This is a genomic window from Cryobacterium sp. TMB3-10, from assembly GCF_004402305.1.
Classification (GTDB): Bacteria; Actinomycetota; Actinomycetes; order Actinomycetales; family Microbacteriaceae; genus Cryobacterium; species Cryobacterium zongtaii.
In genome coordinates this window covers 130,700-152,774 of the sequence record NZ_SOGH01000020.1, presented here as the reverse complement: position 1 = coordinate 152,774, position 22,075 = coordinate 130,700, and the positions used below count along the sequence as shown (strand labels likewise).

General features: G+C 69.3%; 24 protein-coding genes. 13 read left to right on the top strand and 11 right to left on the bottom strand.

From position 1 onward, the window contains the following. Positions 1 to 35: 35 nt before the first annotated feature. The 8 genes from idi to E3T22_RS08795 are packed head-to-tail and all read left to right on the top strand — an operon-like array spanning position 36 to position 6,191. A complete protein-coding gene (idi, locus tag E3T22_RS08830) occupies positions 36 to 617 on the top strand; it encodes an isopentenyl-diphosphate Delta-isomerase (protein ID WP_088456031.1) in 582 nt (193 codons plus the stop codon). Next, positions 610 to 1,656 carry a polyprenyl synthetase family protein gene (locus E3T22_RS08825; RefSeq protein ID WP_088456030.1) on the top strand — a complete coding sequence of 349 codons (1,047 nt, stop codon included), beginning with the start codon at positions 610 to 612 and terminating at the stop codon, positions 1,654 to 1,656. Before idi ends, E3T22_RS08825 begins: the two co-directional genes overlap by 8 nt. After that, on the top strand, positions 1,653 to 2,561 hold the full coding sequence (locus E3T22_RS08820) for a squalene/phytoene synthase family protein (RefSeq protein ID WP_088456029.1): 909 nt from the start codon (positions 1,653 to 1,655) through the stop codon (positions 2,559 to 2,561). The genes E3T22_RS08825 and E3T22_RS08820 overlap by 4 nt, the downstream gene beginning before the upstream one ends. Further along, the gene (gene crtI, locus E3T22_RS08815) at positions 2,558 to 4,207 is read left to right on the top strand and encodes a phytoene desaturase family protein (protein WP_370291534.1); all 1,650 of its coding nucleotides are present in this window, start codon (positions 2,558 to 2,560) and stop codon (positions 4,205 to 4,207) included. The genes E3T22_RS08820 and crtI overlap by 4 nt, the downstream gene beginning before the upstream one ends. After that, positions 4,207 to 4,533 (top strand): lycopene cyclase domain-containing protein, encoded by a 327-nt coding sequence (locus E3T22_RS08810; protein WP_370291535.1) that lies wholly within the window; start codon positions 4,207 to 4,209, stop codon positions 4,531 to 4,533. The genes crtI and E3T22_RS08810 overlap by 1 nt, the downstream gene beginning before the upstream one ends. Then, positions 4,530 to 4,880: a lycopene cyclase domain-containing protein gene (locus E3T22_RS08805; protein WP_134480815.1), complete on the top strand. Its 351-nt coding sequence runs from the start codon at positions 4,530 to 4,532 to the stop codon at positions 4,878 to 4,880. The genes E3T22_RS08810 and E3T22_RS08805 overlap by 4 nt, the downstream gene beginning before the upstream one ends. Then, entirely contained in the window at positions 4,877 to 5,791 is a 915-nt protein-coding gene (locus E3T22_RS08800; protein ID WP_088456026.1) for a prenyltransferase, read from the top strand. The genes E3T22_RS08805 and E3T22_RS08800 overlap by 4 nt, the downstream gene beginning before the upstream one ends. Before the next feature lie 31 nt (positions 5,792 to 5,822). After that, a complete protein-coding gene (locus E3T22_RS08795; RefSeq protein WP_088456025.1) occupies positions 5,823 to 6,191 on the top strand; it encodes an RNA-binding S4 domain-containing protein in 369 nt (122 codons plus the stop codon). Positions 6,192 to 6,218: 27 nt separating this feature from the next. Here E3T22_RS08795 and E3T22_RS08790 read toward each other — a convergent pair whose 3' ends face one another. Next, complete coding sequence (locus tag E3T22_RS08790) at positions 6,219 to 7,691, bottom strand: lipase maturation factor family protein (RefSeq protein ID WP_134480816.1); 1,473 nt, start codon at positions 7,689 to 7,691, stop codon at positions 6,219 to 6,221. A gap of 142 nt (positions 7,692 to 7,833) precedes the next feature. Between E3T22_RS08790 and E3T22_RS08785 the strand changes: the two genes are divergently transcribed. The 5 genes from E3T22_RS08785 to E3T22_RS08765 all read left to right on the top strand — a co-directional run bounded on the left by E3T22_RS08785 (position 7,834) and on the right by E3T22_RS08765 (position 13,344). Beyond that, on the top strand, positions 7,834 to 8,883 hold the full coding sequence (locus E3T22_RS08785) for a LacI family DNA-binding transcriptional regulator (protein ID WP_241983647.1): 1,050 nt from the start codon (positions 7,834 to 7,836) through the stop codon (positions 8,881 to 8,883). An 80-nt stretch (positions 8,884 to 8,963) separates the two neighbouring features. Further along, a complete protein-coding gene (locus tag E3T22_RS08780) occupies positions 8,964 to 10,286 on the top strand; it encodes an extracellular solute-binding protein (RefSeq protein ID WP_134409057.1) in 1,323 nt (440 codons plus the stop codon). Between the two features lie 168 nt (positions 10,287 to 10,454). Then, the gene (locus E3T22_RS08775; RefSeq protein WP_134493533.1) at positions 10,455 to 11,324 is read left to right on the top strand and encodes a carbohydrate ABC transporter permease; all 870 of its coding nucleotides are present in this window, start codon (positions 10,455 to 10,457) and stop codon (positions 11,322 to 11,324) included. A gap of 110 nt (positions 11,325 to 11,434) precedes the next feature. Beyond that, on the top strand, positions 11,435 to 12,268 hold the full coding sequence (locus E3T22_RS08770) for a carbohydrate ABC transporter permease (RefSeq protein ID WP_198415035.1): 834 nt from the start codon (positions 11,435 to 11,437) through the stop codon (positions 12,266 to 12,268). A gap of 2 nt (positions 12,269 to 12,270) precedes the next feature. After that, positions 12,271 to 13,344, top strand: a complete 1,074-nt coding sequence (locus E3T22_RS08765; RefSeq protein ID WP_134480818.1) for a glycosidase — start codon at positions 12,271 to 12,273, stop codon at positions 13,342 to 13,344. A gap of 119 nt (positions 13,345 to 13,463) precedes the next feature. Here E3T22_RS08765 and csrA read toward each other — a convergent pair whose 3' ends face one another. The 10 genes from csrA to E3T22_RS08715 all read right to left on the bottom strand — a co-directional run bounded on the left by csrA (position 13,464) and on the right by E3T22_RS08715 (position 22,063). Then, entirely contained in the window at positions 13,464 to 13,736 is a 273-nt protein-coding gene (gene csrA / locus E3T22_RS08760) for a carbon storage regulator CsrA (protein ID WP_088456020.1), read from the bottom strand. A 4-nt stretch (positions 13,737 to 13,740) separates the two neighbouring features. After that, a complete protein-coding gene (locus E3T22_RS08755) occupies positions 13,741 to 14,829 on the bottom strand; it encodes a hypothetical protein (protein WP_134480819.1) in 1,089 nt (362 codons plus the stop codon). Further along, entirely contained in the window at positions 14,804 to 16,855 is a 2,052-nt protein-coding gene (locus E3T22_RS08750; protein ID WP_134480820.1) for a flagellar biosynthesis protein FlhA, read from the bottom strand. Before E3T22_RS08750 ends, E3T22_RS08755 begins: the two co-directional genes overlap by 26 nt. Continuing rightward, positions 16,856 to 17,953: a flagellar biosynthesis protein FlhB gene (locus E3T22_RS08745; RefSeq protein WP_134480821.1), complete on the bottom strand. Its 1,098-nt coding sequence runs from the start codon at positions 17,951 to 17,953 to the stop codon at positions 16,856 to 16,858. It lies immediately after the preceding gene. Further along, entirely contained in the window at positions 17,954 to 18,712 is a 759-nt protein-coding gene (locus E3T22_RS08740) for a flagellar biosynthetic protein FliR (protein WP_134480822.1), read from the bottom strand. Beyond that, positions 18,713 to 18,988, bottom strand: coding sequence for a flagellar biosynthesis protein FliQ (gene fliQ, locus E3T22_RS08735; RefSeq protein WP_088456015.1), 276 nt, complete (start codon positions 18,986 to 18,988; stop codon positions 18,713 to 18,715). Beyond that, positions 18,988 to 19,788 carry a flagellar type III secretion system pore protein FliP gene (gene fliP / locus E3T22_RS08730; protein WP_134480867.1) on the bottom strand — a complete coding sequence of 267 codons (801 nt, stop codon included), beginning with the start codon at positions 19,786 to 19,788 and terminating at the stop codon, positions 18,988 to 18,990. The genes fliQ and fliP overlap by 1 nt, the downstream gene beginning before the upstream one ends. Before the next feature lie 92 nt (positions 19,789 to 19,880). Then, the gene (gene fliO / locus E3T22_RS08725) at positions 19,881 to 20,384 is read right to left on the bottom strand and encodes a flagellar biosynthetic protein FliO (protein ID WP_088456014.1); all 504 of its coding nucleotides are present in this window, start codon (positions 20,382 to 20,384) and stop codon (positions 19,881 to 19,883) included. Further along, on the bottom strand, positions 20,385 to 21,158 hold the full coding sequence (gene fliN / locus E3T22_RS08720) for a flagellar motor switch protein FliN (protein WP_103460648.1): 774 nt from the start codon (positions 21,156 to 21,158) through the stop codon (positions 20,385 to 20,387). Then, on the bottom strand, positions 21,155 to 22,063 hold the full coding sequence (locus E3T22_RS08715) for a flagellar motor switch protein FliM (RefSeq protein ID WP_241983646.1): 909 nt from the start codon (positions 22,061 to 22,063) through the stop codon (positions 21,155 to 21,157). Before E3T22_RS08715 ends, fliN begins: the two co-directional genes overlap by 4 nt. Positions 22,064 to 22,075 lie beyond the last annotated feature (12 nt).

The following is a 22,075-nucleotide window of genomic DNA, read 5'->3' as shown; positions in this document are numbered from 1 at the left end:
TCGGGTATCTTGGCTGCACGAGAGGAAGTCCCGTGATGCACACAGCAGAACACACGATCGAATTCGACACCATCGAATCTCGGCACGCCGCCCCTGCCGACGATCTGGTTGTACTGCTGAACGAGGAGGGTCGCGAGATCGGCACCGCCGCCAAGAGCAGCGTGCACGGCGCCGACACCTCCCTGCACCTGGCGTTCTCCTGCTACGTGTTCAACGCTCGCGGTGAGGTCCTGGTGACCCGGCGGGCACTGGCCAAGAAGACCTGGCCCGGCGTCTGGACCAACTCCTTCTGCGGCCACCCGGCCCCGGCCGAGACTCTCACCGACGCCGTGCACCGGCGCGCCGACTTCGAACTCGGCCTCGACATCGACCGCATCGACCTGGCCCTGCCCCTGTTCCGCTACCGCGCGACCGACAGCAGCGGCATCGTCGAGAACGAGGTGTGCCCGGTCTACCTGGCGCGGGCATCCGCGGATCCGGTGCCCAACCCCGACGAGGTCATGGAATTCACCTGGACCCAGCCCGAGACCCTGCGACGCTCGGTGCTGGCCAGTCCGTTCGCTTTCAGTCCCTGGATGGTGTTGCAGATGCGCGAACTGGAGACCTTCCGTGCATGAGATCGCGACGCTGGGCGTCGAAACCGAACTGCACAGGTTTTTCGCCGCGGCCCGGTTGCGCGCCAGCGACTACGGCGACCACTACGTCGCGCTCTGGGATTCCCTGGACCAGGCCAGCCGCGGCGGCAAACGGGTCCGGCCCGCCCTGGTGCTGGCCGCCTACGACGGCTTCGGCGGCACCGACCGCACCCTGTCCACACCCGTCGCGGTGAGCTTCGAGCTCCTGCACACGGCGTTCCTTATCCACGACGACGTGATCGACCGCGACCTGTCCCGCCGCGGGATGGCCAACATCGCCGGCCGGTTCACCGAACGTGCCATCGCGCACGGTGCGGCAACCGGGCAGGCCGAGGCCTGGGCCGCCACAGCGGCCATCCTCGCCGGCGACCTGGCCCTGAGCGAGGCGCATCGCGCTCTGGCCCTGCTGCCGGTGCCCGCCGAACTGCGCGGCCGGCTGCTCGATCTGCTCGACCGGGCCGTGTTCGTCTCCGCAGCCGGCGAACTCGCGGATGTGACCAACACCGTCAGCCGGGACCCCCTCACGATCGACCAGGTCGTCACCACGCTCGAACACAAAACGGCGATCTACTCCTTCGAGGCTCCCCTGCAGGCCGGCGCGGTCCTGGCCGGCGCGCCGGAGGAGGCCATCGACGCCCTCGGCCGGTTCGGCCGCCTGATCGGTGTCGCCTTCCAGCTCACCGACGACCTGCTGGGCGTGTTCGGCGACCCCGCCAGGACCGGCAAGAGCGTTCTCGCGGACCTCCGCGAGGGCAAGCAGACCGCCCTGATCGCGCACGCCGGCGCCACCGACCGGTGGCCCCTGATCGCGCCGTTCCTGGGCAAGGACGACCTCACCGAGGCCGAGGCCGAACTGGTGCGCGGGCACCTCCGCGACTGCGGAGCCCCTGACACCGCGGATGCTCTCGCCCGGGAGTACGCCAGCCGTGCGGTTGAGGCCCTGCAGGGCCCGCTCATGCCCGACGAGCTGCGCGCCACCCTCACCCAGCTCGCCCTCAGCGCCGTGACGCGGCAGAAATGAGCCGCGACACGGCCGGTTCCCTGGTCGGCGCGGAGACTACGGGCCTGGACAGCTACAACGCCGCCGCGCTGGCCAGCGCGAATACGGTGATCGCCCAGTACTCCACCTCGTTCGGCCTGGCCGCCCGACTGCTCGCCCCGGCACGGCGCGACGAGGTGCGCAGCATCTACGCGCTCGTGCGCATCGCCGACGAGATTGTCGACGGCGCCGCCAGCGGGGCAGGCATCGACCTGGCCGGACAGCGCGAGCTGCTCGACGATCTCGAGCATGAAACCGAGCGCGCGATGGCGCGCGGCTTCAGCACCAACCTGGTGGTGCACGCGTTCGCCGTCACCGCCCGCCGGGTCGGCATCGACCCGGCCCTGACCCGCCCGTTCTTCTCCTCGATGCGTCGAGACCTCGACCCGGCCCCGTTCACCGAGGCGGGTGTCGCCGAGTACATCTACGGGTCCGCGGAGGTCGTCGGGCTGATGTGCCTGCGCAGCTTTCTGCGCGAGTCCCCCCGGACACCGCAGGAGCGGGCCGTCCTCGAACACGGTGCCCGCAGCCTCGGCGCCGCGTTCCAGAAGGTGAATTTTCTGCGCGATCTGGCCGCCGACCGGGATGCGCTGGGGCGCAACTACTTCCCGGGTATCGACCTCACCCGGCTCACCGAATCGCAGAAAAACCTGCTGCTGGACGACATGGATGCCGACCTCGACGCCGCCGCGCGGGTGCTGCCGCTCCTGCCTCCTGGCAGCCGCCGCGCCGTCACCGCCGCCCACCGGCTATTCGCCCGGTTGTCTGCGAAACTGCGGGAGACCCCCGCCCAGAGTTTGATGAGCACCCGCGTTCGGGTGCCGGATCCGGAGAAACTGATGATCGCCCTCTCGTCCTCGCTCGGCCCGCAGGCGTGGCGACGGTGAGCGGCCAGACCGGCCAGCCCCGCCCCGCCCCGACCAGAACAGCGCCGGCCACACACGCGCCGACCAGGACTGTGGTGATCGGGGGCGGCATCGCGGGCCTGGCCAGCGCGGCACTCCTGGCCAGGGAGGGCCACCAGGTCACCCTGCTGGAGGCCCACGACACGCTCGGCGGCCGGGCCGGCTTCTGGGAGGCCGAAGGTTTCCGCTTCGAGACCGGTCCGTCCTGGTACCTCATGCCGGAGGTGTTCGAGCACTTCTACCGGCTGATGGGCACGAGCGCGGCCGAGCAGTTGCAGCTGACCCGCCTCGACCCCGGCTATCGGGTGTTCTTCGAATCGGACACCGAGCCCGTGGATGTGCGCGCGGAGCGGGCCGACAACATCCGTCTGTTCGAGAGCCTCGAACCCGGTGCCGGCGCCCGCCTGGAGAAGTACCTGGTCAGCGCCAAGGAAACCTACGACATGGCCGTGGACAGGTTCCTGTACACGAGCTTCGCCTCGTTCAAGCCCCTGCTGGTGCAAGACGTGCTCTCCAGGATGGGCCGGCTCGGCCGCCTCCTGCTGCAGCCGCTGGACAAATTCGTTGCCGGCTACTTCCGCGACCCGCGCATCCGCCAGATCCTCGGCTACCCGGCTGTGTTCCTCGGCTCCTCGCCCGACCGGACCCCGTCGATGTACCACCTGATGAGCCACCTCGACCTGGCCGACGGTGTGCTCTACCCGCAGGGCGGCTTCAGCCGGCTCATCCAGAGCATCGTGGATCTGGCCCGAGCGGAGGGCGTCACCATCGAAACCGGTGCCACCGTGCAGGCCATCCGCAGCGGGCCCACCCCTGCCGGCCGGCGCGCCAAGGCCGCCGTCGAGGGTGTCACATACACCAACGCGGCCGGTGCGACGGTGCGACTGGATGCCGATCTGGTCGTCTCGGCCGCCGACCTGCACCACACCGAAACCGAGCTGGTCGAACCGGCCAAGCAGACCTACCCGGAGCGCTGGTGGCAGAAGCGCACCTCGGGCCCCGGCGCCGTGCTGGTGCTGCTCGGCGTGAGCGGCGAGCTGCCCAAGCTCGCTCATCACACCCTGTTCTTCACCGAGGACTGGGCCGACAATTTCGACCGCATCTTCGGCAAGGAGACCTCGGTGCCCAACCCGGCGTCGTTCTACGCCTGCCTGCCGAGCGCTACCGACCCCGGGGTGGCGCCCGACGGTGCCAGCAACATGTTCCTACTCATCCCGGTGCCCGCCGACACCGGCATCGGCCACGGTGGCATCGACGGCGCCGGTTCGGCCGGTGTCGAGGGCATCGCGGATGCCGCGATCGGCCAGCTGGCCGAGTGGGCCGGCATCCCCGACCTCGCCGAGCGCATCCTGGTGCGGCGCACCATCGGGCCGGCCGACTTCGCCGACGACCTCAACTCGTGGAAGGGCGGGGCGCTGGGACCGGCGCATACCCTCAAGCAGAGCGCGTTCTTCCGCGGCACCAATGTGTCCAAGCACATCGACGGCCTGTACTACGCCGGTGGCACCACCATCCCCGGCATCGGCCTGCCGATGTGCCTGATCAGCGCCGAGATTCTGCTCAAGCGGATTCGTGGGGACGTGAGCACCGGGCCGTTGCCCGAGCCCCTGGCCGCCGTTCTGCACTGATGCTGGGTTTCGCGTATCTGCTTGCCCTGCTGGTGTCGTTGACCGGGATGGTCGTGCTCGACCGCCGGTTCGGCCTGTTCTTCTGGCGGGCGCCCCGCACCGCGGCCGTCGTGCTCGCGGCGGGGGTGCTGTTCTTCCTGGCCTGGGACCTGGTCGGTATCGGTACCGGCATCTTCTACCGCGGCGAGACCGTCTTCATGACCGGTCTGCAGGTGGCCCCCGAGCTGCCGATCGAAGAGGTCTTCTTCCTGACCTTCCTCTGCTACCTGTTCATGAATGCCCTGCAGGGCGCTCGGATGCTGCTGGAGCGGCGGCACCCCGCGTGAACTACCTGACGCTGAACACGATCTTCCTCGGCCTCGCGGTGCTGGCGGCTGCCGCGGCCCTGTGGCGGCGGCCGGCCTCCAGACTGCTCTACGCCGCATCCGGGCTCGCCCTGGTCGCTGTGCTCGTGCTCACCGCGGTCTTCGATAACATCATGATCGGGGTGGGGCTCGTCGCGTACGACCCGGCCCTGATCTCCGGAGTGTTCGTGGGAATCGCGCCAGTGGAAGACTTTGCGTATCCGGTGGCAGCCGCCCTGCTGCTTCCGGCCGTCTGGTCGCTGCTCGGCGGCGACACCAGGCCGCCCATACGCCGCCGGACCACCCCACGATCGGAGCAGGACGAATGACCGAGTCGATTCCCCCCACCGGCGCCGCGGCGGCCGGACTCGGCCACACCTTTCGGCAGGTGCTGCTGTCGTCCCGCCCGCTGAGCTGGATCAACACGGCCTTCCCGTTCGCCGCCGCCTACGTCGTCACGACGGGCCGCATCGACGCGCTGCTGGTGGTGGGGACCCTGTTTTTCCTGATTCCCTACAACCTGCTCATGTATGGCATCAACGACGTCTTCGACTACGAATCCGACCTTCGCAACCCCCGGAAGGGCGGCGTCGAGGGCGCCATGCTCGAACAGAGCCTGCACCGCACGGTGCTGATCTCGGGCGTCGCGACGGCGGTGCCGGTACTCCTGCTGATGCTCGTGCTCGCCGGCGCGAACCCCGGGTCCTGGCTGGTGCTGATGATCAGCCTCTTCGCAGTGGTCGCGTACTCGGCACCCCGGCTGCGCTTCAAGGAGCGGCCGGTGCTGGACTCGGTCACCTCGAGCATCCACTTCGTGAGCCCGGCAGTGTACGGGCTCGCCGTGGCGGGCGCCCTGGTCACGCCAGACCTCGTCGCGGTGCTGGCGGCGTTCTTCTTCTGGGGCATCGCCAGCCACGCCTTCGGTGCCGTGCAGGATGTCGAACCCGACCGGCAGGGCGGTATCAGCTCGATCGCGACGGCGTTCGGTGCCGCGCAGACCGTGCGCCTGGCCATCGGTTTCTGGCTGCTGGCCGGGGTGCTGATGCTGGTCACCGACTGGCCGGGGCCGCTCGCCGCACTGCTGGTGATCCCCTACGTTCTCGCCGCCTGGCCGTACCGGTCGATCAGCGACGCCGAGTCCGAACGGGCCAACAACGGCTGGAAACGGTTCCTGCGGCTGAATTTCTTCACGGGGTTCCTGGTGACCATGCTGCTCATCCTCTGGGTCGTGCTGCGCTGACCCAGAGCCCTGGCCCGCGTAGAGTCTAGGCATGGAGTTGAGCAGTGCACGGGTGGACAGCTGGGCCTGGGCGGTGCGGATGTACAAGACCCGCTCGCAGGCCACTGCAGCCTGCCGGGCCGGGCACGTTCGGGTGAACGGGGAACGGGCCAAGTCCGCCCAATCCATCAAGCCCGGCGACGAGGTGCGGATCCGGGCCAACGGCTTCGACAGGGTTCTCGTGGTGTCGCGGATCATCGTCAAGCGGGTGGGTCCGAGCGTGGCCGCCGAGTGCTTCGTGGACAACACACCGCCACCGCCACCACGCGAGGAGCTGGCCCTGGTGCCGATGCGCGACCGCGGCGCCGGCCGGCCCACTAAGCGTGAGCGCCGCGAGATCGAGGAGCTGCGCGGGCACTGAGCGGCCGGGCCGCCCAGCCAGGCCGTGTCACGACGCGCTGCCGTCCTCGGTGTCGGCCGGCAGCCGCACGGGCGGCACCAGGGTGCCCACCTCACTACGCACCCACCAGACGTGCTCGGCCCGGCGTTCGGCCGGCGTGCTGAACCTGTATAGGAACACCCGGGCACGCACATAGCGCGGCGGCGCCGCGGCGAACGGATTGTGCGCGAGCATCCGCAGGGTGGCGCGGTCGCCCTGCAACAGCCGGGCCAGGAATACCTCGAACCACCGGGACTCGCGTGACCCGAGGGCCAGGAACCACATCAGCCAGTCCAGCCGCAGGTGGTACGGCGCGAACTGCCCTGGCACCCGGGCCACGTCACCGGGCTTGCCGCGGAACTCATAGGCCCGCCAGGCCGTGGGGTCCCGCGGGTCGGCGGAGTCGCTGCCCTCGACGACCACCTCGAACCGCTCCTTCGTGACGGTGCCGAACGCACCGTAGGCGTTCACCAGGTGGAACGGGTTGAAGCTCGCGTTCATGAGCTGCCGGCGGCGCAGCAGGTTGCGGGCCGGCCAGTAGCTGAGCACCAGCAGGCCGAGAGTCACGGCGAGCACCACAACCACGAACCAAGCCGGCTGCTCCCCCGCCGCGGCCGCCGACTCCGGCGCGTGCAGGGCCGGAACGAACAGCCCGCCGACCCACCGGAAGGCAGCATCATCGACCGCCGCGGCGGCCAGCACGATGGTGATCCAGTTCAGCCAGGCGAAATTGCCGGTGAGCACCAACCACAGCTGGCTGAGCACGATGACGCCCGCCGCAACCGAGGCCACAGGCTGCGGAGCGAACAGCAGGAACGGGGCGATGAGCTGCACGGTGTGGTTGGCGAGCACCTCGCCGCGATGGAACCACTGGGGCAGGTGGTGCACGAACCAGCTCACCGGGTTGGGCATCGGCTGAGTCTCGTGGTGATAGAACAGCGCCGTGAGGTCACGCCATTCCCGCCCGCCACGCAGTTTGATCATGCCGGCACCGAACTCCAGCCTGAACACCAGCCAGCGCAGGAAGTACAGGACGGGCAGCGGCGTGGCGACGTCGGCAGAGCCCAGGAACGCCACGACGAAACCGGCCTCGACCAGGAGACTCTCCCAGCCGAACCCGTAGAAGGTCTGCCCCACGTTCACGATCGACAGGTATCCGGCGAAGAGCAGCAGGAACACGATCATCACCAGCCAGGCCGGGCCGAGCTGCGGCAGACCCAGCACAACGGCAGCGGCCAGGACGATCCCCGACCAGGCGACCAGGCGACAGAGCCGGTCGGAGTAGCGCCAGTGGAACAGGCTCGGGCTACGGCCGAACGGCACCCGCGCGACAAAATCGCGCACCGGCAGCAGTCCGTTGTCACCCAGGAGGGCCGGGAACTGGGCCAAGGCCGAGGCGAACGCGACCAGGAAGATGGCGGCGATCCCCCGTTGCAACACCTCGCGTGCGATGTCGTAGTCCCCGGTTCCGAACCAGTCCATGGTGCAGTTCACCCTAGGCTCGGGCGGCCGCCGCCTCAATGTGAGAAGTGCTTGACTTCGCCGACTAAACCGGTATAGGTTTGCCCTAAACCGGTTCAGGCATCCGAGGATGCCGCCCGGTCGCCATCAACGAGGAGGCCCCGTGCAGTCCACCCAGGATTCGGTCAAGAGCTCCGCAAAGGTGACCATTGCCGATGTGGCCAGGGAGGCCGGGGTCAGCAAGGGCCTCGTCTCGTTCGCGCTCAATGACCGGCCCGGCGTCGCGGCCGACACGCGGGCCAGGATCCTCCAGGTGGCCGAAGCCCTCGGCTGGACACCGTCGCTGCGCGCCAGGTCGCTCTCGTCGAAGCGGTCTTTCGCGCTCGGCCTGGTCATCGCCCGTGACCCGGAGGTGCTCGGGTCTGACCCGTTCTTCACCTCCTTCATCGCCGGTGTCGAAACGGTTCTCGCCCCGGAGGGACTCGCGCTGGTGCTCAGCGTGGTGCCCGACGAGGAGACCGAGCTGCAGACCTACCGCACCCTGGTCTCGGACGGCCGTGTCGACGGGGTGTTCCTCAGCGACCTGCGCATCGACGATGCGCGCATCCAGTGCCTGGCCGACCTCGGGCTGCCCACGGTCACCCTCGGCCGGCCCGACCAGCCCAGCCCGTTCCCCGCCGTGTCGATCGACGACACCCACGGCATCGCGGAATCGGTGCGCCACCTGGCCGGTCTCGGCCACCGGCGCATCGCCCATGTCGCCGGCAGCCCCGCCATGCTGCACGGCAGCCGGCGGCAGGAGGCCTTCACCAGCGCCATGCGCGCGGCCGGTCTCGGGGACGGCCAGATCATGGAGACCGACTTCTCGATCGCCGCCGGCGCCGACGCCGCACGGCGGCTGCTCAGTCAGTCCGAACCGCCCACCGCCATCGTCTTCGCCAACGACCCGATGGCCATCGCCGGCATCGGGGTGGCCCAGGAACTCGGCATCAGGGTGCCGGAGGATGTGTCGATCACCGGGTTCGACGACATCGAATTCGCACGGTACGTGTACCCGGCACTCACCACCGTCGGCGCCACTCCCCTGGTCTGGGGCCGCGCGGCCGCCGCCACGCTCCTCGGGCTCATCCGCACCGGAAGCGCCGACGACGTCGACCTCCCCGCCGCCCGGCTGATCATCCGAAACTCGGCGTCCGTCCCTGCACCCAGCTAGTCGTCCCACCTGCACAGAGCCTTGTCAACTACACACCATGCCGCAGCAGAGCCGCTGCGGATTCATGAATGGAGAAGGAAATGCACAGCAGCACCACAAGACCGCACCGTAGTGCGCGAGCAACCCGGCGACTCTTGGCCGCCGCCGCCACCTCAGCGGCCATGATCGTCACCCTGGGCGCCTGTTCCAGCGGCGGCGACTCCGGTTCGGCCACGGAACGCGGCGACATCACCATCTGGTATTCGAACAACGAGAACGAAGTCAAATGGGGCAAGGCGATGGTCGACGCCTGGAACGCCGACAATCCCGACGAGCAGGTCAAGGCCCAGGAGATCCCGGCCGGCAAGAGCAGCGAGGAGGTCATCGGCGCCGCCATCACCGCCGGCAATGCCCCCTGCCTGATCTTCAACACCGCCCCGGTCGCGGTGCCGCAGTTCGTCAAGCAGGGCGGTCTGGTCGACCTCAGCAGCTTCGAGGACGGCGACTCCTACATCGAGGAACGCACCGGCGACCTGGCCGAGCAGTACGCGAGCGAGGACGGCAAGTTCTACCAGATGCCGTGGAAATCCAACCCGGTGATGTTGTTCTACAACAAGGACCTCTTCGCCGCGGCCGGGCTGGACCCGGAGAACCCCGAGCTGGCCACCTACGACGAGTTCCTGGCCACCGCGCGCACCCTGGTCTCCGCCGGCGTGTCGCAGTACGCCATCAACCCGTCGGCAACGAGCGAGTTCTTCCAGAGCTGGTTCGACTTCTACCCGGCCTACGGGAACGAGACCGGTGGCACCTTGTTCGTCGAAGACGGCGAAGCCACCTTCAACTCGGACGAGGGTGTCGCGGTCGGCGAATTCTGGAAGACCGTATACGCCGAGAACCTCGCCGGCAAGGAAAAGTACACAGGTGACTCGTTCGCGGACGGCGTGGCCGCCATGGCCAGCGCGGGACCGTGGGCGGTGTCCGTCTACAAGGATGTCGTGAACTGGGGCGCCGTTCCCTTCCCCACCAGCTCCGGCGTCGCCCCTGAGGACGCGTACACCTTCAGTGACGCGAAGAACGTCGGCATGTTCACGGCCTGCGAGAACCAGGCCACGGCCTGGGATGTGCTGAAATTCGCCACCAGCGAGGAGCAGGACGGCCAGCTGCTCGAGCTGACCGGCCAGATGCCGTTGCGCCAGGACCTCCCCGAGGTCTACCCGGACTACTTCGCGGCGAACCCGGCCTACGAGCAGTTCGGTGACCAGGCGTCACGCACGGTCGAGGTGCCGCAGGTGCCGAACTCCGTCGCCGCCTGGCAGGCCTTCCGGGATGCCTGGACGAAGACGGTCATCAGCGGTGAGGGCGACGTCACCGAGGCGTTCGACGCTGCGGCAGACAAGGTCAATGAACTGATCGCGGAGCCGTAAGTCTGATGTCCTCGACCGTCTCCTCCGGGAGCGTCACCCCGAACCCCGCCGCCAGGCCCGCACGGCCTGGCGGCGGGGGCNTGATCGCGGAGCCGTAAGTCTGATGTCCTCGACCGTCTCCTCCGGGAGCGTCACCCCGAACCCCGCCGGGGCCGTCGGCGCCAGCCGCTGGGAAGGAATCCCCTCGGGCTCCTGCTCAGCGCCCCCTACCTGCTCTTCGTGCTCCTGGTCTTCGCCTACCCGCTGGTCTTCGCCTTCTACATGTCGTTCCACGACTATTTCTTCGCCGCTCCCGGCGCCGTAGTGGACCGACCGTTCGTCGGGCTGGCGAATTTCCAGGAGGTGTTGACCGACCCGGCCATCATCCGCTCGTTCGGCAACGTCGCCATATTCCTGCTGATCAACGTGCCCCTCACCGTGGTGCTGTCACTGGTGCTCGCCACGGCGCTGAACAAGGTCGTGCATGCCCGTACGTTCTTGCGGGTGTCCTTCTACGTGCCGTACGTGACGGCCAGCGTCGCCGTCGTCGTCGTCTGGCTGTTCCTGTTCAACAGCAATGGCCTCGTCAACCAGATCCTCGGTCCGCTGGCGCCTGAACCGACCTGGCTGATCAACCCGCTCCTGGCGATGCCAACGATCGCCATCTTCGTCACCTGGAAGCAGATGGGTTTCTTCATCCTGCTCTACCTGGCCGCCCTGCAGAACGTCTCCGACGAGCTGTACGAGGCAGCGGCCACGGACGGTGCGGGCAAGATCCGCATGTTCTTCTCGATCACCGTGCCGGGCGTGCGGCCTGCGACCGTGCTGGTCCTGCTCCTGGCCACGGTCACCGGCGCGAACCTCTTCACGGAGCCGTACCTGCTCACCGGCGGCGGTGGCCCGAACGGGGCCTCGTCGTCGCCCGTACTGATCATGTACCAGCGTGGCATCGAACAGGGCGAGCCGGGAATTGCCGCCGCAATCGGGGTCATCCTCGTGATCGGCGTGCTCATCCTGGCATTCGCCCAACGCAAGCTGGCCGGAGGAGACGACTCATGAGCAACGCACAGAATCCGGCGTTGGCAGCGGACCTCGCCGGAGAAGACCACGCGAAGGCGAAAAACGTGCGCGCAGGAACCGGCCGGCCCCGCGTCCGCAAGGTCGACGGCATGAGCCGGGGGCAGAACATCCTGCGGTACGTGGTCCTGTCCATCGGTGCCCTGCTGTTCCTGTTCCCGTTCTATTACATGGTGATCGGCTCCCTGCAGACAGCACCCGACCCGACCATCGCCGGGGCATTCCCCAACCCGGCGAACATCACCGGCCAGAACTACGTCGACATCAACAGCCGCATCAATCTGTTCCAGGGACTGGTCAACTCCGGGATCTTCGCCGGGGGCGTCATCCTGTGCACCGTCGTGTTCGGTGTGCTGGTCGGCTACGCCCTGGCGCAGCTGGAGTGGCGCGGACGCGGCGTCACCTTCGGGCTGATGCTGCTCGTGCAGGTGATTCCCTTCCAACTGCTGATGATCCCGCTCTACGTGATGATCGCCAGGGACTACGGCCTGGCCGACACCTACGCGGGCATGATCCTTCCGTTCGCGATCAACTCGACGGCGGTACTCGTGTTCCGGCAGTATTTCTTGCAGGTGCCGAAGGCCCTCTTCGACGCCGCCCGGATCGACGGCGCCGGCGAGCTGAAGATCCTGTGGAGTATCGCGCTCCCGCTCGTGCGGCCGGCGCTGCTGACCGTGGTGCTGCTGACCTTCATCGGCCCGTGGAACGAATTCCTCTGGCCGTTCCTGATCACCAAGGAAGCCTCGCTGCAACCACTCGCGGTCTCGCTGGCGAACTACCTCACCAACATCGCGGGCACCGCGGCGAACCCGATCGGCGCCGTCCTCGCCGGCGCCTGCGTGCTGGCGGCCCCCATGGTCCTCCTCTTCATCATCTTCCAAAAGCACTTCGTCTCGAGCGACATCGGCTCGGGCGTGAAAGGTTAGTCATGAGCACACCAGCACCCTTCCCGTACACCCTTACCCGGATGGGCGTCATCATGACGCCGGAGGACGGCAACGAACTCGAGGCCGAAGGTGTTCTCAACCCCGGCAGCGGGCACACTCCGGACGGCACCCTGTACCTGCTCCCCCGGCTCGTGGCCGCCGGCAACGTCTCCAGGGTGGGCCTGGCCCGGGTCATCATCGAGAACGGCGTGCCCACCGGCGTCGAGCGGGAGGGCGTGGTCCTCGCCCCCGACCGGGGCTGGGAGCGCGGGGCGAACACCGCCGGCGTCGAGGACCCCAGGGTCACCTTCGTGGCACGGCTTGGCCTGCACGTGATGACCTACGTCGCCTACGGCCCACTGGGCCCGCGCACCGCGGTGGCCGTGTCGGAGGACCTGCGCGACTGGCGGAGGCTCGGCCCGGCCCTGTTCGCCTACGACGAGGCCCTGGACATGGACCTGAACCTGTTCCACAACAAGGACACCGTGTTCTTCCCCGAGCCCGTCACCGCGCCGGACGGCGTGGAGAGCTTCGCGGTGCTGCACCGGCCGATGTGGGACCTGGACGAGACCAAGCCCGGTGAGGGCATCCGGGTGCCGGTCGGCGTCACCGACCAGCGGCAGAGCATCTGGATCAGCTACGTGCCCGTCGCCGACGCGGTGACGGATGTCTCGGCTCTGACCTTCTGGCGCGGGCACCGGTTTCTGGCCGGACCCGAGTTCGCCTTCGAGGAGCTTAAGATCGGCGGCGGCCCCGCGCCACTGCGGGTGCCGGAGGGCTGGCTGCTGCTGCACCACGGTGTCACGGGCATCCTCGCGAAGGCGTTCGACCAGCAGCAGAAGGTGAACTACGCCGCCGGGGGCATGATCCTGGACGCTGATGACCCGACGACCGTGCTCAGCCGCACGAGCGAACCGTTGCTGAAGGCCGAGACCGCCGACGAGACCAGCGGCATCGTGCCGAACGTGGTGTTCCCCACCGCGATCGAGGAGATCGACGGGCAGCTATTCGTGTTCTACGGCATGGCCGATTCGAAAATCGGCGTGGCCAGGCTCGACCGCCGCGACGCCGAGTAGGCCCCGCGAGCAACAACTGTTGCCCGTTCGGACAATTGCGCCCGGTACGCCGGGCGCAATTGTCCGTTTGAGCAACAGTTGGCGGCGGTTCGGCTCGGGCCGGAGTGCTCGGGCTAGGGCTAGGGCTGGGCTGGCGGCGGCGGGGCGGCGGGGAGCAGGCCCAGGCTCGACTTGAGCTGGTCGGCCGCGACCTGGTCGTCCCGGTCCGCGGCGAGGTTGGCCTCGAGGTTGGCCTCGGTGACGGCCTTGAGAATCTCGGCGCGCTGGATCGAGATGCCCCGCGGGGCGTCTACGCCCAGGCGGATGCTGTCGCCGCGGACGTCGAGCACGGTGATGACGATGTCGTCACCGATGAGGATCTTTTCCCCCTGTTTGCGCGTGAGAACCAGCATCCGCTCAGCCTATCGCGAACGGGTCAGACGGCCCGGCGGACGCCGCGGGCGCAGGGGCGAGCCAGCCGATCGGCAGGCCCAGTTCCCGCACGGTTCCCGGGGTGGCGGTGGTCTCGATGCCGAGCACCGCGATGCCGTCGATGCTGACGTCGGCTCCGGCATCCCGCACCCAACGGGCGGTGTCCGAGGGCTTGCGGCCGGCGTGCACCACGGCCCAGACCTGGTCGGCCCCCAGCGCGGCCACGGGACCGGCGGGCAGGCCCTGGACCACGAGGATGCCGCGGCCTCGTTCCACTCCCCTGGCCCGCGCGGCGAGGGCCGACCGCCGGTCGGTCACGGCGTGGTCGGTGCCGTCGAAGATCGGTGCCGTGGGTCCGTTGGAGATCAGCCGGGCGGCCTCGAGGACATCGTCGTGCAGCCCGATGAGCAGTACCAGGTCGCCGGGGCCGGCCAGGATCCGCGGCGCCCCCGGGGTGAGTTTCACCGAATCCTGGGGTGCGGCGGCCGCCGCGGCGTCGGTCGGCGCCACGGCAGCCCAGGGCACCGGCGTCGGCACAGCCACAGGCTGGGCGGCCCGGGCGGGGGACGTCGCGAAGGTCAACTCGTCCATCAGCCGGGCGAAGTCCGGCGTATCCGTCGACACGACATCCGGTGACGCTGCGGCTTGGCGGGCGCGGCGCCGGGCCGGGCCGGCGCCGGTCGAAGCGGCGCCGGTCGAAGCGGGGCTGTTCGAAGCGGCACCACTGCCGGTGCCACCGATGGTCGGCCCGGGTGCCCGGTCGCCGTGCAACAACGACTCGGCATCATCCGCATCGTCGAGCAGTGCCGCGATGCCGAGGCGGGTGCTGAGCTCGTCGCGGTTGTGTGCTGCGCGCCGGCGCCCCGAGGGGACCGCCGCGAGGATGTCTGCGGGGTCGTCTGCGGGCACCTCAACGGTCACCTCGATGTGGCGTTTGGCGAAGAAGCCGCGGATGCCGCCCACGGTGACCTGCTCGGCCGCGATGATGCGGGCACCGTCGCCATGCTCGGCGACCACCCGGGCCTGCAGCTCGGGCAGGGTGGCGCCCTCAAGCCGCAATCGTCTCGGTTCCACGGACCACCCCCACGGTCTCGATGGCGACCCGCGCGGAGGTGACCTCCTCGTAGGACAACACCGGCAGGCCGCCGGCCTGGGCGGACACCAGGCGGCGAATGGCCGGTCGCAGTGCCGGCGCGCAGACCAGCACTGCCGTGAGGCCACTCGCCTCGACGGTGGCCATGGCCGTGCGGAGCGAGCCGAGGATCGCGTCGATCCGCACCGGGTCGAGCAGAATCTGGCTGCCCTGGTCGCTGGGGCGCATGCCCTCGAGCATGGACTGTTCCAGCCCGGGTTCGATCATGATCACCCGGAGCACCGCGCCGTCCAGGTACAGGGCCGTGAGCGCGGGGCCGAGCGCCTGCCGGGCCGCCTCGACGAGTCCCTCAGGATCGGCGGAGACCTTGGCCCGTACCGACAGGGCCTCGTAGATGCGGGGCAGGTCGTTGATCGGGATCTGCTCGGCGAGCAGCCCCTGCAGCACCCGCTGTACCTCGGCCAGCGACAGCAGGCCGGGAATGAGGTCGTCCACGGCCGACGGGCTGACCTGGCGGACGCCATCCGTGAGCACCCGCACGTCTTCGCGGGTGAGCAGCCGGGCGGCGTTGCCGGTGATGATCGAGGACAGGTGGGTCACGAGCACCGAGACCCTGTCGATGACGGTGGCGCCGGCCATTTCGGCGCGGGGCCGCATCTCGCCCGGCACCCACTTGCCGACCAGGCCGAACACCGGCTCGACGGTCGCGGTGCCCGGCAGGGACTCGAGGTTGTCGCCGAGAGCGAGCACCTTGCCGGCCGGGGCGACGCCGCGGCCGGCCTCGACCCCGGCGATGCGGATGGCGTAGGTGGACGGCGGCAGGTCGATGTTGTCCCTCGTGCGCACCGGCGGCACGACCACGCCGAGGTCGATCGCGACCTTGCGGCGAAGCGCCCGCACCCGGGCGAGCAGGTCGTCGGAGGCCCCGGAGACCAGGTCGACGAGGTCGGGGGCGAGCTGGATCTCCAGCGCGTGCACGCGCATCTGCTCGATGAGGTCTTCGGCGGTGTCCGACCGGGGCGCGAGGCTCTCCATGGCCGCCGCCGACGCGGCGCCGGCCTTGGCCTTGGCCTCGTTGCCCTTGATCCGCTGGGAGATGATGATCAGGCCGGCGCCGACGATGATGAACGGGATGATCGGCATGCCGGGGATGAGCGCCATCAGGATCGCGGCGGCGCCGGCGATCATCAACGCGGTGCGCGACTGGGTGAGCTGGGCCGACGCCGTGGCACCGATGTCGGACTCGGCGTTGGACCTGGTGACGATCATGCCGGTGGACACGGCCATCAGCAGGGCGGGGATCTGGGTGACCAGGCCGTCGCCGATGGTGAGCAGCGCGTAGGTGTTCAGAGCGTCGCCGACCTCCATGCCCCGCTGCAGCATGCCGATCGCGATGCCGCCGATCAGGTTGATGATGATGATGATGAGGCCGGCGATGGCGTCACCCTTGACGAACTTGGAGGCGCCGTCCATGGCGCCGTAGAAGTCGGCCTCGGCGGAGACCTCGGCGCGCCGGTCCTTGGCCTGCACGTCGGTGATCAGGCCGGCGTTGAGGTCGGCGTCGATGGCCATCTGCTTGCCGGGCATGGCGTCGAGGGTGAACCTGGCGCCCACCTCCGCGACACGTTCGGCGCCCTTGGTGACCACGACGAACTGGATGACCACCAGGATCAGGAAGATCACCGCGCCGATGATGATCGACCCGCCGACAGCGACATGGCCGAACGAGGCGATCACCTGGCCGGCGTAGCCCTCGCCCAGCACCAGCCGGGTGGACGCCACGTTGAGGCCGAGCCTGAACAGGGTGGCCACCAGCAACAGCGACGGGAACACCGAGAAGTCCAGCGGCTTCTTGACGAACATTGTGGTGAGCAGGGTCACCAGGGCGAGCAGGATGTTCACGATGATGAGAACGTCGAGCAGCCCGGCGGGGATGGGCACCACCAGCAGCAGGATGATGCCGACCACCCCGATGGGAACGGCGAGTTTTGCGAGCGTGCTGTTCACTTAGGTGGCCTCCGAGGAACGAAAGGGTTGGGTCATGGTGTGCACGCCGGCCCGGGAGCCGCGTGTCTTGAGGGCCAGGACGAATGCGAGCACCCGGGCCACGGCGTTGTACAGCTCGACCGGGATCTCCTGGCCGAGTTCGCAGGCACCGTGCAGCGCCCGGGTGAGCGGGATGTCCCTGACAATGGGCACCGTGTCGGTCTCGGCCTGCTCGCGGATGCGGGCGGCGATCACCCCGGCGCCCTTGGCGACGACCCGGGGTGCGGACTTGCCGGGCTCGTACCGGAGCGCGACGGCGAAGTGGGTGGGGTTGATCAGCACGACGTCGGCGGTGGCTACGGCGGCGATCATGCGGTTGCGGCTCATCGCCAGCTGGCGGGCACGACGCTGCGAGCGGATCATCGGGTCACCCTCCGAGCTCTTGTGCTCGTCGGTGACCTCCTTCTTGGTCATCCGGGTGCGCTTGCGGTTCCGCCGCATCACGACCATCACGTCGGCGGCGGCCAGCACCAGTCCGGCGATCACCGCCGATTGCACCAGCGCGGCGGTGCCGTCCCCCGCCGCGCCGATGAGCACGTTCACCGGGAGCCCCCCGGCGGTCATCAGCACCGGGGTCAGGCCCTGGATCACCGCGGTGAGTACCACGCCGACGACGATGGTCTTGAGCAGGGCCTTCACCCCCTGCCAGAGCGCCTGGGTGCCGAAGGTGCGGGCGAGCCCGGTGACCGGGTTGAACTGATCGTACTTTCCGGCGATCTTCTTCACGTGGATGCCGCCCTGCGCGACAGATCCCGCCAGCACCGCCACGCAGACCACGGCGAGCATGGGCGTGAGGATGCCGCCCATTGCGCCCAGCCCCTCGCCGAGCAGCTGCAGGGCCCGCTCGGGGTCGGGGTTCTCGGCCACGGCGCGGATGTCGAACAGCTGCGCCCGACCGGCCGCTGCGCCGGCCTCGATGGTCATCGGCATCATCACCGCGGCCGCGCCGATGCCGACCCAGGCGGTGAGGTCCTGCGAGCGGGCCAGCTGGCCCTTGGAGCGCACCTCCCGCATCCGCTTCTCGGTGGCCTGTTCGGTGCGTTCGCCGGAGTCGCTCATCTAGCCCACCCCCCACATGCCGGCGACGGCGTCGTCGGTGAGGGAGGCGACGATGCCGGGCAGGGCCATGAACCCGGCGGCGCCGAGGGTGAGGGTGATCAGGATCTTGAGCGGGAAGCCGAGCGCGAAGGCGTTGAGCGCCGGGGCCACCCGGGTGAGGAGGCCGAGGCCCGCGTCGGCGAGGAACAGCACCACGATGAGCGGGCCGGCGATCTGCACCGAAGCGAGCAGCATCTGGCCGACGGCGGCGGTGATCGCCTGCATCGGCACGGCGAGGTCGATGCCGCCGCCGACGGGCAGCGCGGCGAACGAGCGGGCCAGGCCGCCCAAGATCAGCTGATAGCCGCCGGAAGCGAACAGGAGCGCCAGCGCGGTCATCTGGTAGAGCCTGGTGAATTGGGCGCCGTTGACCATCGACTGCGGGTCGAAGCCCTGCGCCAGCTGGAAGCCGCCGAACTGGTCGATGAGGTTACCGGCCGACTGGATCGCGGAGAACACCACGAGCACCAGGAAGCCGAGCACCCCGCCGACGACGATCTCCAGCAGCAACGCGAGAATGAACCCTCCGGTGTCCGGCGAGACGTAGCCGGGCACCACCCTGGGGGCCACGGCCAGGGCCAGGCCGATCGAGAGCATGCCCTTGATGCGCAGCGGGAACGCGTTGAACGAGAACGGCGGCGCGATGACGAGGAACACGACCATGCGCACCCCGGCCAGCATCACCGCCTCCAGCCAGGCGAACTCCAGGGTGATGTTCACCTAGCCTCCGCCGATCAGGCCTGGGATCTTGTCGAACAGGTTGGTGGTGAACGAGACGATCTCGGAGATCATCCAGTGCCCGCAGATGAGCATGGCGAAGCAGACCGCGATGGCCTTGGGCACGAATGAGAGCGTCACCTCCTGGATCTGGGTGATCGACTGCACGAGGGAGATGGCGAAGCCGACAACCAGAGCGGTGATCAGGATGGGCGCGGAGAGCTTGGCGGACACGACTATGGCCTGCAGGCCGATGTCCAGGACGGCGTTGGAGTCCATCAGCCACCCCGGTAACTGTTGACCAGGGTGGTGATGACCAGGCCCCAGCCGTCGACGAGGATGAAGAGCAGGATCTTGAACGGCAGCGAGATCATCACCGGAGGCAGCATCATCATGCCCATCGACATCAGCGCGGCCGACACCACCAGGTCGATGACCAGGAACGGGATGAAGATCACGAAGCCGATGATGAATGCCGCGCGGAGCTCGGAGATCATGAACGCGGGGATCAGGGTGAGAAGCGACACCGCGGCGGGGTTGGCCGGGTTGGGCTGGTCGGACGCGCGCACCATCAGTGCGAGGTCTTCCTGCCTGGTGTGCGCGAGCATGAAGGTGCGCAGCGGCTCCGACCCCGTCGTGACGGCGTCGTCGAAGGTCATCGACCCGTTCAGGTAGGGCTGCAGAGCGTCGGTGTTGATGTCGGTGAGGATGGGCGACATGATGAACAGCGACAGGAACAGGGCCAGCCCCGCGAGCACCTGGTTCGGCGGGATCGACGGCAGCGCGAGGGCGTTGCGGGTCATGGCGAGCACCACGAAGATCTTGGTGAACGACGTCATCATCAGCAGCAGCGCCGGCGCCACCGACAGCAGCGTGATGCCGATCAGGGTCACGATGGCCGAGGACGGCGCGCCGTTCGGACCGTTGATCTCCACGGTCAGGCCGGCGCCGGGGGTGGCGGCCGGTGTGGGGGTGGCCGGGTCGGTGGGCGCGATCGGCTCGGTGAGCTGCGCCGCGTGCCCGGTCGAGGCGACGAGGAGCTGCAGGGCACCGACGATGACGAGCAGCAGCGCCACCATGACGAAGACGCGGGCCAGCCGCCGGCGCCGCTCCCGCACGGCGGCGGCGTGAGCCGCGATCTCTGACCGGCCGGGAGGGTGGTTCGTGGTGGTCACCGGCCGGGCCGGAGCAGGGCGGCGGTCTGTTGCCAGGTCGACGGCGAGAGGATGGAGCCGCCGAGCCGGGCGCCGGCGCTGCGGTCCTTGCGCGGACGGAAGGTGAGGGGCGGCTCGTCGGCCGGCATCTCGGTTTCCGGCGGCACGAGGGTCGGGCCACCGGATGCGGCGTGCAGCGACCTGGCGAACGCCACCGCCGACCGATCGTTGCCGGAGCCGGCCCGCACGGGGCGGCTCGCCCGGGCGGCGCCGTGGTCGGTCTCGGCGTCGTGCAGCACATTGATCGACTGCTCGGTGACGCCGAGCACGAAGCGGCGGCCGTCGACATCCACCACCACCACGGATGCCTTCTGGCCGACGCCCTGCCGGCCCACGACGGTGACGACGTTGTTCGCGCGCGCTCCGGCGCCCCGGCTCAGGCGTCGTTGCAGCACCCAGAGCAGCCCGAGCACAACGGCCAGGGACAGGATCACTCGCAGGGCGACGACGACGGTGTCCACCTAGGTCAGGCTCTCGGCGACGTCGAGGATCTTGGTGATCCGAACCGCGTAGTCCTGGTCGACGACCACGATCTCGCCGTGGGCGATCAGCCGGCCGTTGAGGAGGATGTCGGCGGGCGATCCGACGGACCGGTCCAGTTCGACGACGGCGCCGGGTTCGAGGGCGAGCACGTCGCGTACCGTCATCCGGGTGCGGCCGATCTCAACGGTGAGCGCCATCTCGACGCTGTTGATGCGGCCGAGGTTGCCGACCACGGTGCGGTCGCCGGCCGCGACGGCCGTACCGTTCTGGCGCAGGCGGATCGCGAACCAGCCGAAGGTGACGCCGGCGCCGGTGAGATCGAAGACCACGGTCTCCGGGTCGAGGAACAGCGTCGTGGCATCGTCGATCCGCGCGTCGCCCAGTACGCCCAGGCCGAGGACGACCGCGGCGCGCTCGAGGGCCGGGCGGATGATGTCCTCCCGTGAGACGAGTCCGCCGTCGGCGCCGGCCGCCGCGTCGAGGGAGCCCGGATCGGCCAGCACCACGGCGAGGTCGGCGGAGGTGGCGCCCACGAACGAGGCGACGACGGCGCCGTGCACCGCTCCCCCGGCGCGGCCGAGGACGACGGTGCCGGAACCGGCCGCCGCGGTGAGGACGGTGGGCGTGGGCAGCACCGTCAGCAGGGCGTCGACAGCCGCACCCGCGACGCCGTCGGAGAGCCCGGAGCCGAGAACCCCGGTGCCGCGGGCGGCTGACGGTGACTGGGCGGAGGCGGGGCTATGAATCGTCATGGAGTCTTTTCCTCGGTGTCGATGATGATGCAGGCCAGGCGGGAGCCTGTGGCGCCGACGGCAGCCCGGGCGAGAGTGCGGCCATCCACCACCAGGTCGAGCGGCCGGTGGGTGGGATGCGGGATCGGCAGGACGTCGCCGACGGCGAGGGCCAGGATGGCGCTCGGCAGCACCCGCGCGTGGGCCAGGCGCAGCGAGACATCGACGGGCACCCAGCCGAGCTGGGCGCGCAGCAGGTCCACCGGCGGGGTGGCCGACACCGGCGGACCGGGCTCGCCGAGCTGGGGAAGCAGCGCCTCGGCCGGCAGGGCCAGGGTCGCCGCCGTGGTCTTGTCGCCGACCCTGATGATGAAGGATGCCACGATCATCAGATCGGAGGTGGCCGCGGCCTGGGCGAACTGGGAGTTGTACTGGATGCCGCCGACCGCGATGGGCAGGGTGAGCAGGCCGCCGAGCGAGTAACGCAGGTCCTCGAGGGCGTCGTCCATCAGCCGGCGAACGAGGGCCTGTTCGATTTGGGTGAAGGGGCGCTCCGGCGGTGCGGGCAGCCCGGTGCCGCCGAGCATGTGGGCGACCCAGAACAGCGCCGCCGCGGATGGGAACTGGAGGACGGCCTGCGCTTCGAGGCCCTCGACGGTGCAGAGCACCATGGTGGTCGTGGCCGGCAGTGAGGCCGCGTACTCGTCGTAGCCGCTCATCACGACCTGCTCGCAGGTGACCTGCGAGATCACCCGCACCTGGGCGGTCAGCTGGGTGCCCCACTGGCGGGCGAAGGTCTCGAAGGCCAGCTCCAGCACCCTGGCGTGGTCACGGGCCAGCGTCGTCGGCCGGCTGAAGTCGTAGACTTCCACCGCCCGCGCGGGTTTTCCGGGCACGCCGGTGCTGATGTGTTCCTGGACCGTCACGACTGGCACTAT

Excerpts from the sequence above, each read along its gene's own strand:
- idi (WP_088456031.1), top strand. The coding sequence starts at position 36 with ATGCACACAGCAGAACACACGATCGAATTCGACACCATCGAATCTCGG.
- E3T22_RS08820 (WP_088456029.1), top strand. The coding sequence starts at position 1,653 with ATGAGCCGCGACACGGCCGGTTCCCTGGTCGGCGCGGAGACTACGGGC.
- E3T22_RS08810 (WP_370291535.1), top strand. The coding sequence starts at position 4,207 with ATGCTGGGTTTCGCGTATCTGCTTGCCCTGCTGGTGTCGTTGACCGGG.
- E3T22_RS08800 (WP_088456026.1), top strand. The coding sequence starts at position 4,877 with ATGACCGAGTCGATTCCCCCCACCGGCGCCGCGGCGGCCGGACTCGGC.
- E3T22_RS08795 (WP_088456025.1), top strand. The coding sequence starts at position 5,823 with ATGGAGTTGAGCAGTGCACGGGTGGACAGCTGGGCCTGGGCGGTGCGG.
- E3T22_RS08790 (WP_134480816.1), bottom strand. The coding sequence starts at position 7,691 with ATGGACTGGTTCGGAACCGGGGACTACGACATCGCACGCGAGGTGTTG.
- E3T22_RS08780 (WP_134409057.1), top strand. The coding sequence starts at position 8,964 with ATGCACAGCAGCACCACAAGACCGCACCGTAGTGCGCGAGCAACCCGG.
- E3T22_RS08770 (WP_198415035.1), top strand. The coding sequence starts at position 11,435 with ATGAGCCGGGGGCAGAACATCCTGCGGTACGTGGTCCTGTCCATCGGT.
- E3T22_RS08765 (WP_134480818.1), top strand. The coding sequence starts at position 12,271 with ATGAGCACACCAGCACCCTTCCCGTACACCCTTACCCGGATGGGCGTC.
- csrA (WP_088456020.1), bottom strand. The coding sequence starts at position 13,736 with ATGCTGGTTCTCACGCGCAAACAGGGGGAAAAGATCCTCATCGGTGAC.
- E3T22_RS08745 (WP_134480821.1), bottom strand. The coding sequence starts at position 17,953 with ATGAGCGACTCCGGCGAACGCACCGAACAGGCCACCGAGAAGCGGATG.
- fliQ (WP_088456015.1), bottom strand. The coding sequence starts at position 18,988 with ATGGACTCCAACGCCGTCCTGGACATCGGCCTGCAGGCCATAGTCGTG.
- fliP (WP_134480867.1), bottom strand. The coding sequence starts at position 19,788 with ATGGTGGCGCTGCTGCTCGTCATCGTCGGTGCCCTGCAGCTCCTCGTC.
- fliN (WP_103460648.1), bottom strand. The coding sequence starts at position 21,158 with ATGACGATTCATAGCCCCGCCTCCGCCCAGTCACCGTCAGCCGCCCGC.